Genomic DNA, 13,612 nt, shown 5'->3' with positions numbered 1-13,612 from the left:
TCGCATTTTCTATGTCTATAAACTAGAAGATTTATCAAACTCTATGAAAGTAGTTGCCTTCAGACTCAAGCCTAATGAAGATTTAAGAAAGAGCCTAAAAAATTTTGCCATAAATCAAAATCTTAACGCGGGATTTATCTTAACTGCAATTGGTAGTCTCAAACAAGCAACCATTCGTTTTGCTAATCAACAAACGAGTACAGTCTTAACAGACAAATTTGAAATTCTTTCTCTCAACGGTACAATTGCCAGCACAGGTGTTCACCTCCACATTGCGATCGCTGACAAAGAAGGCAAAACTATTGGTGGACATCTTGATGATGGATGTATTATCTACACAACTGCGGAAATAGTGATTGGATACACAGAAGAATTTGCTTTTACCAGAACAATAGATGAACAAACAGGCTATCAAGAACTAGAAATTATTCCAAGCTTCGGTAATCGATAATCGTTAACAGGAAAGAAAAATACTTATTACCTCTTGAAACGCAGAGGATCGCAGAGGTTGACACAAAGGTACGCGAAGTGTTAGGCAAAGTTACTTCGTTTTTGTGTTTTGAATAGTTTCACTCAACCACCAACGCATAATCCATCAGTGTCCATCGGTGTTTATCGGTGTGCATCTGTGTTCGTCTTCCAAAACATAATTTGTAACACAGCTAAAATTCACATCAGCCATAATTCTATCTCCAGGACGCTGCATGAACATCTTGAGGAAGATGTGGAAAATTCCAGAAATTTAGTATTTATCAAAGCGGGAGGTAAAAAAACCATCCTGACAAAGGAGACTAAGTTAATGAAATTAACAGCGATTTGGGGTTTACTCAAAGAAACATTTGACGAATGGCAGCAAGATAAAGCGTCGCGGTTAGCGGCTGCATTAGCTTATTACACAATTTTTTCTATCGCCCCATTATTAATTATTGTTATTGCGATCGCAGGTGCAGTATTTGGAGAAGCAGCAGCAAGAAATGCAATTTTTACTCAACTTCAAGGATTAATTGGCCCTGCCGGTGCAGAAGTTATTCAAAATGCTATTGAAAGCGCTAGCCAACCGCGAGCAGGAACTATTGCTTCCCTCATTAGTATAGTAGTCTTAATTTTTGGTGCTACTGGTTTATTTACAGAATTACAAGATTCCCTCAACACCATTTGGGAAGTACAACCCAAACCAGGAAAAATGGTAAAAAACATGGTTCGCCAACGCTTTTTGTCCTTTGCAATGGTGTTAGCGATCGGCTTTTTGCTCCTCGTGTCTTTGGTAATTAGTACAGTATTAGCAGCCTTTGTTAACTACTTTCAAAATTTACTGCCAGGTGTCGATTTTGTCTGGCAAATTGTCAACTTCATCCTGGGTTTTGTCATCACTACTTTACTATTTGGGTTAATTTTTAAAGTTCTGCCAGATGCCAAAATAGTTTGGAAAGATGTTTTAATTGGAGCAGCTATTACCTCACTTTTATTCTCCTTGGGTAGGTATGCACTTGGACAATATTTAGGCAACAATACTTTTGGTTCTACCTATGGGGCTGCTGGCTCAATAGTAGTAATCTTAGTCTGGGTTTACTATACCGCTCAAATCTTGTTTTTTGGGGCAGAATTTACCCAGGTTTATGCTCGCAGATATGGTTCTCGCATTATCCCAGCTGATTATGCAGTTTCTCTAAACGAAAGCGACAAGAAGAACAAAAAGACACGGAGACAAAATAATTAAAAATTAAAAATTAAAAATTGGGAAGAAGGACAAGGGAAACAAGGGGGAACTCGGGGTCCCCATCCCCCCACACTCCTCGCGATCCCCGATCCTTTAACCCACAGGCCACTGTACAATATGACGGTTGTACTCTGTGGCGGACTGTGATTGAGCGTTATACCTTGCCTGAGATGGGCAATTTATGGACAGATGCATATAAGTTTAAAACCTGGTTGCAAGTAGAAATCGCTGTTTGTGAGGCACAGGCGGAATTAGGTTATATTCCACCCCAAGCGGTTGCAGAAATTAAAGCCAAGGCGAATTTCGATCCCAAACGAGTGTTAGAAATTGAAGCGGAAGTCCGTCACGATGTCATCGCTTTTTTGACAAATGTCAATGAATATGTAGGCGATGCTGGACGCTACATTCACTTGGGTTTAACCAGTTCTGATGTGTTGGATACAGCTTTAGCATTGCAACTTGTTGCTAGTCTGGATTTATTATTGCAACACCTGCAAGCATTAATTGATGTGATTCGTCAGAAGGCGAAAGAACATCGCTACACGGTGATGATCGGACGTTCTCATGGTATTCACGCCGAACCCATCACCTTTGGTTTTAAACTCGCTGGGTGGCTAGCAGAGGTATTGCGCCATCAAGAACGTCTGCAAATTCTCCGGAAAACCATCGCTGTAGGCAAAATTTCCGGTGCAGTGGGAACCTACGCCAATATCGAACCACGCGTAGAAGCGATCGCTTGCCAAAAACTCGGACTCCAACCTGATGCAGCGTCGACACAGGTAATCTCACGCGATCGCCACGCCGACTTCGTGCAACAGTTGGCTTTACTTGCAGCTTCCATCGAACGTTTTGCAGTGGAAATTCGCAACCTCCAAAAAACCGATGTTTTGGAAGTCGAAGAATTCTTTGCTAAAGGACAAAAAGGTTCTTCTGCCATGCCTCACAAGCGCAACCCCATCCGTTCCGAACGCCTCACAGGCATGGCTAGAATTATCAGAAGTCATGCTGTCGCAGCTTTAGAAAATGTTGCCCTTTGGCATGAACGGGATATTTCCCACAGTTCTGTCGAACGAGTAATTTTGCCAGATGCTTGCATTTTGACGCATTTTATGCTGGTCGAAACAACTGACTTGGTGCAAAACCTACTGGTTTATCCAGAGAATATGGCGCGGAATATGAATGTTTATGGTGGCGTTGTCTTTAGTCAAAGAGTTTTACTCACCTTAGTAGAAAAGGGAATCAGCCGCGAAGAAGCCTATAAAATTGTCCAAGAAAATGCTCATACCGCTTGGAACAAACCGGAAGGCAATTTCCGCGAGTTGATTAGCAAAGATCCCCGTGTCACCGTCAAATTGTCACCAGCAGAAATTGCAGCATGTTTTGATCCACAACACCACTTGCAGCATTTAGAACAAGTCTATCAACGGTTGGGAATTTAATTGTTTGTTGGTTGTTGGTTGTTGATTGTTCCAAACAACAAACAACTAGCAACCAGCAACAACCACTACCCAAAATATACGGAATTAGTATACAACATTAATATATCCAGATACTGATAAACTTCAGTACTCTAATACCCAAGCTATTTATTCTGTGAAATCATCACATCACAGTAAAGTGTAAATAGCTACTGTTTGCTTCTGCATTTGTGGTTTTGAGCCTTATGATTGAACTCCTAGCCGCACTTTCTGCCTCAGCCGCAGCAGGAATGAGAACTGCCTTACCCTTGCTGTTTATTGGACTATTACAAGGTCGGCTTCTTTGGTCGCAAGTACCAATCTTATCTCACATTTCCTCACCTGTCTTGTTAGGCATTCTTACAAGTTGGTCATTTGTGGAACTACTTGCTTCTAAAAAACTGATGGGACAACGAGTGCTGCAAGTGGTGCAGCTTGTCTTGTCTCCACTTGTAGGAGCAATCATGGGGTTAGCAGTAGCTTCAGCCACAGCACCTGCCAACTGGCTGATCGCCCTGATTGGAGCTACATTTGCCTTATTACTCCAGCTAACTCAAGTCGGCTGGTTCTTTCGTTTGCGCGGCATACCCCTGTGGGCAGTCTTCATTCAAGATTTATTGTGTATTGTTCTGGTATTTTTTGCCCTTGGCGCTCCCCAACAAGGAGGATTAATTGCTCTAGTCTTGCTTTGGTTTGCCCTTCGTAGTGGTCAATATTGGTATCGGCGATATTGGCAAAACCTTAAGCAGTACCGCCGAACTAATTAAGAGCTTTAACTTCAACCAATCGCTAATTGATTCTCAAGGACATGTGATTAGCACTTGGGCAGACATCATCAACCGTGCCAACCTGGGGATGGAAGTGATGCATGAACGTAACGCCCACAACTTCCCTCTAGACTTGGCTGCTAATACTCCTACAATCAACGGTTAGATTTTTAGGAATTCAGATTTCGGTTGTTGTTCTATGAGTGCATGATAAATTACAACCAAGACTAGCGCTTCCTTGAGGCGCTTTTTCTTAATTAGTCAATTTGCGTTCACTATGATCACTATCAAAAATTTTTAAACTAACTTCTGCGTAATTGACTCTTAAAAACTTGTAATAATTTCTGGAACAGATGTGGATGCACAAACACAAGCTTCGTAATATTTCTCTATAACTTTGTTGCCCAATTTCCGTAATCTAAAGATGGGTTTTTGATATTAAACTTAAGTTTATTGTTCTATGATTGCTTAACAAAAGCGCTTCGTTGTGGAGCGCTCTTTTTTTATTAATCAAAGGTTCTGTACTATAAAAACCGCAAGCAATCTCTTTACAAGTAATTCTGCAATCATGCCTGTACGTCAAACTTTAGTAAAGCCTGATATTCAACTTTCTTATTTGGAGTGGAACCAAAATCCAGGTCAAGAAAATTTATTACTACTGCATGGTTTAGCTGACCATGCCCTAGTTTGGTCTAGTTTGGGAGATTATCTAGCGCCACACTACCACATAGTTGCCCCTGATTTACGCGGTCATGGTGAAAGTAGTAAGCCAGAGAAAGACTATAGCTTTGAGAGTGCGATCGCAGACCTAGAAGCATTGATGAATAAATTAGGATGGACTAGTACTCATGTCCTCGCCCACTCTTGGAGTGGTAAACTAGCTTGCATCTGGGCCAGACAAAATACACAACGATTGCGGAGTATGATTCTAGTCGACCCGATTTTTATCTGGCAAATGCCCAGTTTCTTGAAGGCGACATTTCCGATGTTGTATCGCTTCTTGTCATTTCTCAAAGCAATGGGCCCATTCCCCACTTACGAAGCAGCCGAAAAACAAGCCCGTCAGTTGAACCAGTATCAAGGCTGGAGTCCCTTACAACAAAAAGTTTTTCAAGCAGGTATAGAACAAAAACCTGATGGTAGCTGGGGTAGCAAATTTACAATAGCTGCACGCGATCGCATTTTTGAGGAAGTAATGCAGGTGCCTGGTTTAACAGTCCCAATTCACACTCCCGCCTTATTTGTCCAGCCAGAAAAAGGTCTTAACCGCCAAGAATGGCAACTCAAGCCTTACAAAACATACCTCAAAAACCTACAACTGTGCCAAGTTCCTGGTAATCATTGGCCATTTTTGACCCAACCTGAAGTCTTTAACCAAACTGTAGAAACTTTTTTGCAAGAAAATCAAACTCCCTAACCCAAAAGCATACAAATAACCTATCTGTGTCTATCTGTGTGCATCGGTGTTCGATTAAAAAAAACATGATTATTGCCATAGTTTTAATTCACATTAGGTTAGGCGTAATTTTGGTCACAGCTTTAAAATTTTATTCTGGTTTTTTGTGCCAGTTGCCATCCTCACCTTTTTCATAATCTCGCTTCACAGCTGCCCAAGCCACACGAAAAGCCGTTTCTTCATCCTCATATTCTTTTGCAGCATTATTGAAAGCTGCAAGAAATATCTCGGCTGCGTGTTTGGGCAGATGCTTCTTCACAGAGTCTGGTAAATCCGCTATTTCTTGGTAAGGCATACAATTACACTTCCCTATGACATTTTTGAGTTTTCTTGAAAAAATTGGTTGTTTTGCTGTGCTGCTTGGTCGCTTAAGCTTGTTAAAACAGAAGGTGAGATAGAAGATTGACTCTCTTTACCTGAAACGCGATCGCTACCAATACCATCTGCTTCTGGTAAAAATCTGTTTACCCAACCAAGGAGTACAGAGGTGAAACCGGGAAATAGGGCGTGAAATTTCTCGCCTATCTGCGCTGGCAACGATAGTGTTACTTCCGCATCTCCCCGCCTAAAAGCGGCAATAATTTGCTTGGCTGCACTTTCAGCACTCATAGAAAGTAGGGGTAGAGAATCACTAATGCTAAACCAGGCGTATTCCTGACGGTGCTTGCCTTTGAAGAAAGCATTATAGGGACTGCCAGTACGCATCAAACCGGGACAAACGGTAGTCACAACAATCCCGTCCTTTGCCAATTCTGAGTGCATTCCTTCCGAAAGCCCAACTAAAGCAAACTTACTGGCACTGTAAGGCAACAGATGTGGTACGCTCACCTTACCACCAATCGAGGAAATATTAACGATGCGTCCCTCACGTCGCTGGCGCATCATAGGCAGAACAGCCAGAGTTGTATATAATGGCGCCCAAAAATGAATTTTGATGGCTTCTTCGTAGTCATCAAGGGTCATCTCTTGCATCGGCCCTACCTGGATAGTGCCTGCATTATTAATCAGCACATCAATCTGACCAAAGCGATCGCTTACAAATCGCATCATCTGCTTAACTTCAAGTTCATCTGTGACATCACAAGGTACAGCCAGTACTTCTCCACCCCGTTGCTGTAAATCGATACGCGCTTTTTCTAGTTCTGAGGTGTCACGCGCACAAATCGCCAGACGCGCGCCTTTTTGTACTAGCTGGCGTGCCATTACCAAGCCCAGCCCTCGTGAACCACCGGTAATTAGCACTGTTTTACCCTTCAGACTATATTGCTGTTCTCGCCACCAGCGCACAATAATTTGTATGACAAGTAATGCAGCTACAATCAGTACAGCCAGAATGAATGGGTTTTGATAGTTTTGATAAATATTATTCATCTTTACTTAGCTTTGTGATTGTGAGATTTGAGATTTTTGCGTAACCGTAATATCTAAATTTTTGAATACTGAACTCTATTTGCATTAGGTTTTAAACCTTTTCATCTAATCTAGAATGAAAGGTTTAAACATTTTTTTATATCAAACTCAACCCTTTTTTTACTCGGGTCTAGAGCTTTGAGCGCTATTAATAAAAAATACAAATATTTATCTTTAAAAATTGTTGATGTTATAAAACTATCTTAAAAAGTTGAACAATTTTTCTCCTCTTTCTATGGTCGTGTTGCTTTGATTGTGAGTGTGCCAAAAGGCAGAAGGCAGACGACAGACGGCAGAGGGTAGCAAGGTTTGAAAAAGTTTTAAGTTATGCCCAACAGCCGCCACAAACTAGGTTCCGTGACCCCCACTCTGATTTTGATAGGTTGACCAGATCCCCGATTTTTCCAAAAAATCGGGGATCTGACGCCTCGCAAAGAGTCAAAACTTATGTGGTCGAGTAGTAGATAAACGTAGTCTTCAATGAGTGCGGTGCTGTTCACTAATTCCCTTCTGCCTTCTGCCCTCTGCCGTCTGCCTTCTTACCCTTAACCTAATTTTCTTGCTACAAATGCAACTTCATTTTATTTGCAACTGTCTGAAGATAGAGTATTAGCGGATTGCTAACTTGTACCACGGATATCAGTCATGAGCCTTTGCATCAACCCCCACTGTTTGCAACCCAACCATCCAGATAACGATGAGAACCGTTTTTGTCAAAGCTGTGGTTCTGTGCTGGAGTTGTTAGGACGCTACCGAGTAATGCGTTTGTTGAGTGATAAAACTGGTTTTGGTAAGATTTATGAGGCTTATGAACAAGACAGACCGAAAATCCTCAAAGTACTCAAGGAAAATCTTAACAGTGATGCCAAAGCCGTAGAACTATTTCAGCAAGAGGCGGCTGTCTTGGGACAATTAGATCATCCAGGGATTCCCAACGAAGATAGTTATTTCCCGTATCAAACCAGAGATGGCTTGCTGCTGCACTGCATTGCTATGGAAAAAATCGAAGGCCCCAACTTAGAGGGATGGCTGAAGCAGCAGCAAAATCGACCAATTTCTCAAGCACAAGCGATCGCCTGGTTAAAACAGTTAGCAGAGATTTTAGTTTTAGTACATGGTAAGCAGTACTTACATAGAGATATCAAGCCCTCTAACATTATGATCCGCCCTGATGGGCAGTTGGTATTGATTGATTTTGGTACTGCTAGGGAACTAACCAGAACCTATCTTGCCAAAGTCAGCAGTGGTGGAGGCGGAATCACAGCCATTACCTCATCTGGCTACAGCGCCCCAGAACAAATGAACGGTCAAGCTGTACCCCAGTCAGATTTTTTTGCCTTGGGACGCACCTTTGTATTTTTGCTGACGGGGCGTCATCCCCTAGATATGTATGATTCATACCACAATGTTTTGTACTGGCGCGATCACGCTACTCATGTCTCACCCTTACTGTTGGATTTAATTGATTGGTTGATGGCGCGGGATGTAGCGCAGCGTCCTGCTAACGCCCAAGAAATTTTACAACGTCTAGCAGAACTGGAAAGTCAACTCACCCCAAGCACTGCTGCAACAATTAATGTAGTTGGGCATTTGCTAACAGAACAGTTAGAATCAGCAACTACAACTTTACCACCAAAAACACAGCAACGAAGAATACCTCTACTAGCATGGTTTGCCGCATTGCTTGTGTCATTGAGTTTACTCAGTATAGTAGCATTGGCAATGCGATCGCCCAAATTTGCTTCATTACCTATTAATTATGGGCAAATACCACAGAAAAAAGGTAAGGTAGACTACTTCCCCTATCAGCAAGGAAAAGATAGCCAAGGTAGAACAGCAGAATTTAATATCGCTGTTTTGTCAGTAGAATACAAATGGCTTTTAGGTAGCAATTATCAAATTAAACATAACAATCAAATTATCAATCTGGAAGATTTAAGGGTAAACCTAGAACAAGAAGGAATTCAAACAATCATGCAAAACCCAACTGAGATCATTTCAGTGGGGACAGCTTCTTGTGAGGGTACACCACAAATTGAAGAACGTAGAGCCTTTGAACGTGCTAAACAAATCCAACTGTTAGTTAAGAAATTATTTTTTCATGTATCTAGCGTCAAAGGTTATCGCTTATTGAATCTTGGTCAATTTCAACGCAATAATTGTCAGTCAAACCAAGATTTAACAGCATACCAAAGGAGCATTATTATTATTGGTGTGCGGAAACAATCAGAAGGTGTAATTTTGGATGAAGCCCTCCGCAATAGATTAGAAAGGAAACCATTTGCTGATTTTAAGTTAGAAGATTATTCATTGGGTTCAGTAGATAAGTTTAAAACAATACCTAGTAATTTGTAAGCTAGGAGACATGATTTAAATCGAATATGAGTAGAAGCGGTGAGAAAATTATTTTTATATATCGACCACCGATGTACACAGATGGACACAGATGGACACTGATAGATATTCAATTGGTTATTGAGTGGCTATACTAAGAATAAAATTTGCGAAAACTCTGCGAACCTTTGCGCTACCTCTGCGCTCCTTTGCGTTAAATATTGCTACGATAAGTAAGTAAAATAGTATCTCTATAACTAGGAAAAAATGGGCTTTTACTCACAAAAAATCCTTCCCTATCTGATTGATTGGTCGCTATCAGATCCTAGTCTGGCTAAATATCGTCAAGAGGTTTTAGCAAATGTAGAAGGAGAAGTTCTCGAAATTGGTTTTGGTAGCGGAGTAAATCTTTCCTACTATCCAGAACACATTCACAAAATTATCACAGTTGACGTTAACCCAGGCATCCATGCACTAGCCCAAAAACGTATTCAGGCATCTTCAATTACAGTAGACCATCACATTTTAAGTGGTGAAAACCTGCCAATGGCAGATAATACATTTAACAGCGTAGTCAGCACTTGGACTTTATGTAGTATTGAGAATGTTGAACAAGCTCTCAAAGAAATCTATCGGGTGTTAAAACCAAGAGGAAGATTTTTTTTCATTGAACATGGACTAAGCAATGAACCTAATGTTCAAGTCTGGCAAAATCGATTGACCCCATTACAAAAAATAATTGCAGGCGGTTGTCACTTGAATCGAAATATCCGACAAATTCTGGAGAATCAGTTCGATACAGTGAGCTTGGAAGAGTTTTATGCTGAAAAAGCGCCTAAAATCATGGGATATCTTTACAAAGGCATCGCAACTAAAGCTAGGTAATTTAACATAGTCGTAAAATCTTCCTCCCCAGGACAGTAATTAATGGGAAGTGAATAAATTATATAGATGAGATTGGCAGTTTTGCTTAGCTTAGGGATTGGAGCGATCGCCAATTTGACAGATCAAAATCAGTTTAATACCACCTCAGCCGAAATTTTCATAAAATTTAGGTCTTTTTGTGCCATTTCCTGCATAATCCTGTGTTTGCAATTCCCATACATAAATAGCAAGATCCCTCACATTCAGAGGGTCAGGTTGACTCATTAATAGTTGACCGAAGCAAAAACCAGAGGACACTTCATGAAAAAACGTGAAGATATCATTGAAAAGTTCTCAACGTTTCTCAGTTTTGGCAACTCCAGTAGTGATCTAAATCCTATTTGGCAAACAGACCCAGACCTAGAACGTTGTATAAAAAGTTTAGTGGAGTCAGAACCAGACGCAAATGAAGAGTTTTGGGCGCAATACTTTCTGAAAGTTTTAAGGAAGGCGTCAACAGAAGAGGATAGGGGGACAAAAGGAAACGGGGACGCGGTGAATATTGATGGACTCTCCGCGTCAACCCGTCTCCCCTTCACCACGTCTTCTTTTATAGCTGGAAGACATATGTCTGCATATTTGCAAGAAGCTTGCTTATGGGCTTCTCAAAAAGCTTATCAAAGATTTAAATATCTCCGGCATAAATATCCATTAGAAGAATATTTTCAAATCGCGAATGCAGCCGCTAATCCACCAGGTAAACTCCTGAAAAATTTTAATGTTGAATATCCACTGACTAATATCGAAGGATATGCTAAAACAGCAATCATAAGGTTGATTAGCAATACAATTTATCGGCATGATATAGAAGCAAAGAGAGGAAAATTTTCTGATTATGGCTTACTCAAAGATTTAAACGCTAAAGAATTACGCGAAGCATTGCTCTCTAAAGGAATAAATCACAAAAAACTTAATTCTTACTGCTTAGTTTGGCAATGTCTAGATAAAATCTATCAACCAACACGTTCTCAAGGAGGTCGTAGTTTGGAACCCCCCAATCAACAGCATCTCCAAGAAATTGCCCATTGTTATAACCACCAAATAAAGAAACTAGATTTTCCCACAGCGCCAGTTTCCAGCGAGAAAGTTCAATCTATGTTATCAACCTGTGTACGGGCAGCTCGTGATTATCGTACCAAACGTTTTTTATCCTTAGAAGAATATGATAATATTTTTGACCCTACACTAACACCTTGGGATAATCTCATACAAGAAGAAGCATGGGAACAAGTTCAGTCAATTATCTCTAATTTATTTGCTTCCATACCAGAAACTGGTCAAATAATGTTAAAACTTTGGCAAGGGCTAAGCTTGACACAAACTGAAATAGCAACAATTTTAAGAGCTAGTTATCCAGACTTACAAAAACAATATCAAGTGGCTCGTCAATTATCCAGATATCTTAAAAATATATTAAAAGATTTAGTTATGGAATTAAATAAAGTTCATCCAGATATTTGTCTTCGCAATGAAAAAGATATTGAAAATATCAAAGATGCTATGAATGAATGTATTCGGTCTCATTGTCAAAAAATATTATATTCAACATTAGATAAAATTGGAGAACAATCTTCAGAGCAAGAGAAGTTATTAACTATTTCTCAGGAAATTCATCTTCTAGGACAACAAAACTATCAGCAAATTACTATTTTTATATCGGAAGCATCAAGTGTATTGTCACAGGTAAAACAAAACCTCATTATATCTTTCAAAAATGAATTAGAAAAGAACATGAATTTAGAACAAAATTCTCTAGAAATAGTCAATCAAAAAATAGCTGAATTCATTGAAGAATGGTTGAAAAGCAAATTGTATTTTGCCAAACAGGGATAAAAATATGAAATCGGAAATGAATGATTTAATGGTGCTTTACCCAGATAAGTTATGGTTGGATTTATCAGAGCAAGAACAACAAACTGCATGGCAAATATCTGCTCAAAATCATTACTCTAACCCTGCTGCTCGTTGGAATGCCTATCTCAATTGTTTATGTTTGAATGCTTTTTTAGATTGGTTGAAAGAAGAACCTGATTTAGGTGAAACTCCCAAGGTTTGGCCAAGTGATTATCAGTTACCTAGTATTTGGGAATTTGTGAATGGTACTTGTTTAACTGTGGGTGATCTGCGGCTAGTGCTAATTCCTAGCGATAAAAGTAATCTGACAGAATTTCGCATACCCCAAGAATGGGTTGATATTCCCAACTGGGTGGCTAATTATTATCTAGCTGTGCAGATTAACTTGGAAGAAAACTGGATAGGAGTGTGGGGATACACAACCCACCAACAAATTCGAGAAAAAGCTAAATATGACTTGATGGATCGAACTTACTTGTTAGATGAAGAAGATTTAATTGCAGATATAAATGTGATGTGGGTGGCACGGGAAGTATGTTCTGTGCAAAAACCACAGCTAAAAATGTTGCCAGAGTTGTCAGGTGTACAAATAGAAAAACTACTCAAGCAACTGGATCACTGGACTCCTGATTTGCCTAAGGATGTAAGTGAGCAAGAATGGATGGCATTACTAGCACTAGATGAAGGAAGACAGGATTTATACCAAACAAGGCTTGCTAAGCATAAAGGTAATTTAGTTGCATACAGCCAACCCTTGGTAAATAACTTGAGTAAATGGTTTCAAAATGTCTTTGAAGGAGGTTGGCACTCTTTTGACACCCTCGTTAGTTCACAACAAAATACTTTAGCTGTGCAGTTCCGCAGTGATGCAACCTTGAATGAAGTTCGTGTCAAGGGAGCTAAGTTGATTGATTTAGGAATGCAAATCAGGAATACTGCTGTGGTGCTGCTGATTGGTTTGACATCAGAAATAGATGATAAAGTCAGTATCCGTGTCCAATTACATCCAGCTAACGAAGAAGTATATCTACCACCTGATTTGAAATTACTTTTGCTTTCGGGGTCGGGAAACATTCTTCAGGAAGTACAATCTAGAAGTCACGACAATTTTATTCAACTCAAAAAATTTAAATCTCCCCCAGGCAAAAGTTTTAGTTTACAAGTAACCTTAGGTGATATCAGTATTAAAGAAGATTTTATGCTTGAGAAGCTTGTTGGCTAATAGCCATGAGTAAACTAGTTGTATTGAACCTGGGAAAGGGTAATTTAAAGCAAGGCTTTCCCTCTGTTGCTGCTGCACTCTGGGAAGAAGGTAATCCAATCGCCATGCAATTTACGGGTAGCCTACCAGCTGCGCCAGAACTTTGGCCACTCTACAAACGTTGGCAGCTGCTTTATCAGTTACTCTATGAAGCTCTTTACCCTAACTTGGATTGGCGCAGTTACACAGATGATTTAGAGGATACAGATATAGAAATAGACGAAGATGATGTCACAAACGTTTCCTCTGTTGATTTTAGTAATTTATGCGATGATTTACACAAACAAATTAATTTATGGCTGAAATCTGAAGATTTTCGTCACATTGACCAAAAATTACGCACAAAATTAAATCCTGATGATGAAATCCGGTTAATTCTGGCAACAGAAGATCACCAAGTGAGGCGTTTGCCTTGGCATTTGTGGGATTTTT

11 protein-coding genes and 2 pseudogenes are annotated in these 13,612 nt (G+C 40.1%); 11 read left to right on the top strand and 2 right to left on the bottom strand.

Going from position 1 to position 13,612, the window contains the following annotated elements; genetic code table 11:
- Positions 1-43: 43 nt before the first annotated feature.
- The 6 genes and pseudogenes from UYI_RS0107190 (at position 44) to UYI_RS0107170 (ending at position 5,358) form a co-directional block, all read left to right on the top strand.
- Positions 44-451 carry a PPC domain-containing DNA-binding protein gene (locus UYI_RS0107190; protein WP_016866002.1) on the top strand — a complete coding sequence of 136 codons (408 nt, stop codon included), beginning with the start codon at positions 44-46 and terminating at the stop codon, positions 449-451.
- Positions 452-799: 348 nt separating this feature from the next.
- Positions 800-1,717 carry a YihY/virulence factor BrkB family protein gene (locus UYI_RS0107185; protein ID WP_016866001.1) on the top strand — a complete coding sequence of 306 codons (918 nt, stop codon included), beginning with the start codon at positions 800-802 and terminating at the stop codon, positions 1,715-1,717.
- 143 nt (positions 1,718-1,860) lie between these two features.
- Positions 1,861-3,156 carry an adenylosuccinate lyase gene (gene purB / locus UYI_RS0107180; protein WP_026085796.1) on the top strand — a complete coding sequence of 432 codons (1,296 nt, stop codon included), beginning with the start codon at positions 1,861-1,863 and terminating at the stop codon, positions 3,154-3,156.
- Positions 3,157-3,380: 224 nt separating this feature from the next.
- Positions 3,381-3,941: a DUF4126 domain-containing protein gene (locus UYI_RS0107175; protein WP_016865999.1), complete on the top strand. Its 561-nt coding sequence runs from the start codon at positions 3,381-3,383 to the stop codon at positions 3,939-3,941.
- Positions 3,889-4,107 (top strand): annotated as a pseudogene (locus UYI_RS34580) (photosystem II q(b) protein); the annotation flags it as partial. The gene UYI_RS0107175 and the pseudogene UYI_RS34580, both read left to right, overlap by 53 nt.
- A gap of 402 nt (positions 4,108-4,509) precedes the next feature.
- Positions 4,510-5,358, top strand: coding sequence for an alpha/beta fold hydrolase (locus UYI_RS0107170; protein WP_016865998.1), 849 nt, complete (start codon positions 4,510-4,512; stop codon positions 5,356-5,358).
- Between the two features lie 130 nt (positions 5,359-5,488).
- On the opposite strand, the gene UYI_RS0107165 is transcribed toward UYI_RS0107170, so the two are convergent.
- Positions 5,489-5,692 carry a ChaB family protein gene (locus UYI_RS0107165; RefSeq protein ID WP_016865997.1) on the bottom strand — a complete coding sequence of 68 codons (204 nt, stop codon included), beginning with the start codon at positions 5,690-5,692 and terminating at the stop codon, positions 5,489-5,491.
- Positions 5,693-5,706: 14 nt separating this feature from the next.
- Positions 5,707-6,768 (bottom strand): SDR family NAD(P)-dependent oxidoreductase, encoded by a 1,062-nt coding sequence (locus tag UYI_RS0107160; protein ID WP_016865996.1) that lies wholly within the window; start codon positions 6,766-6,768, stop codon positions 5,707-5,709.
- Between the two features lie 684 nt (positions 6,769-7,452).
- On the opposite strand from UYI_RS0107160, the gene UYI_RS0107155 reads away from it, so the two are divergent.
- The 5 genes and pseudogenes from UYI_RS0107155 to UYI_RS32115 all read left to right on the top strand — a co-directional run.
- Positions 7,453-9,162, top strand: a complete 1,710-nt coding sequence (locus UYI_RS0107155; RefSeq protein ID WP_016865995.1) for a serine/threonine protein kinase — start codon at positions 7,453-7,455, stop codon at positions 9,160-9,162.
- Between the two features lie 246 nt (positions 9,163-9,408).
- Entirely contained in the window at positions 9,409-10,026 is a 618-nt protein-coding gene (locus UYI_RS0107150; protein WP_016865994.1) for a class I SAM-dependent methyltransferase, read from the top strand.
- A gap of 300 nt (positions 10,027-10,326) precedes the next feature.
- Positions 10,327-11,898, top strand: coding sequence for a hypothetical protein (locus tag UYI_RS0107145; RefSeq protein ID WP_016865993.1), 1,572 nt, complete (start codon positions 10,327-10,329; stop codon positions 11,896-11,898).
- Positions 11,899-11,902: 4 nt separating this feature from the next.
- The gene (locus UYI_RS0107140) at positions 11,903-13,141 is read left to right on the top strand and encodes a DUF1822 family protein (RefSeq protein ID WP_016865992.1); all 1,239 of its coding nucleotides are present in this window, start codon (positions 11,903-11,905) and stop codon (positions 13,139-13,141) included.
- Between the two features lie 5 nt (positions 13,142-13,146).
- Positions 13,147-13,612: pseudogene (locus UYI_RS32115) on the top strand (CHASE2 domain-containing protein); the annotation flags it as partial.

The organism is Fischerella muscicola PCC 7414 (genome assembly GCF_000317205.1).
Classification (GTDB): Bacteria; Cyanobacteriota; Cyanobacteriia; order Cyanobacteriales; family Nostocaceae; genus Fischerella; species Fischerella muscicola.
Note: the sequence above shows the minus strand (reverse complement) of the source record. Positions and strands in the feature narration are given on the sequence as shown.

Excerpts from the sequence above, each read along its gene's own strand:
- UYI_RS0107150 (WP_016865994.1), top strand. The coding sequence starts at position 9,409 with ATGGGCTTTTACTCACAAAAAATCCTTCCCTATCTGATTGATTGGTCG.
- UYI_RS0107165 (WP_016865997.1), bottom strand. The coding sequence starts at position 5,692 with ATGCCTTACCAAGAAATAGCGGATTTACCAGACTCTGTGAAGAAGCAT.
- UYI_RS0107190 (WP_016866002.1), top strand. The coding sequence starts at position 44 with ATGAAAGTAGTTGCCTTCAGACTCAAGCCTAATGAAGATTTAAGAAAG.
- UYI_RS0107175 (WP_016865999.1), top strand. The coding sequence starts at position 3,381 with ATGATTGAACTCCTAGCCGCACTTTCTGCCTCAGCCGCAGCAGGAATG.
- UYI_RS0107160 (WP_016865996.1), bottom strand. The coding sequence starts at position 6,768 with ATGAATAATATTTATCAAAACTATCAAAACCCATTCATTCTGGCTGTA.
- UYI_RS0107145 (WP_016865993.1), top strand. The coding sequence starts at position 10,327 with ATGAAAAAACGTGAAGATATCATTGAAAAGTTCTCAACGTTTCTCAGT.
- UYI_RS0107185 (WP_016866001.1), top strand. The coding sequence starts at position 800 with ATGAAATTAACAGCGATTTGGGGTTTACTCAAAGAAACATTTGACGAA.
- UYI_RS0107170 (WP_016865998.1), top strand. The coding sequence starts at position 4,510 with ATGCCTGTACGTCAAACTTTAGTAAAGCCTGATATTCAACTTTCTTAT.
- UYI_RS0107155 (WP_016865995.1), top strand. The coding sequence starts at position 7,453 with ATGAGCCTTTGCATCAACCCCCACTGTTTGCAACCCAACCATCCAGAT.
- UYI_RS0107140 (WP_016865992.1), top strand. The coding sequence starts at position 11,903 with ATGAAATCGGAAATGAATGATTTAATGGTGCTTTACCCAGATAAGTTA.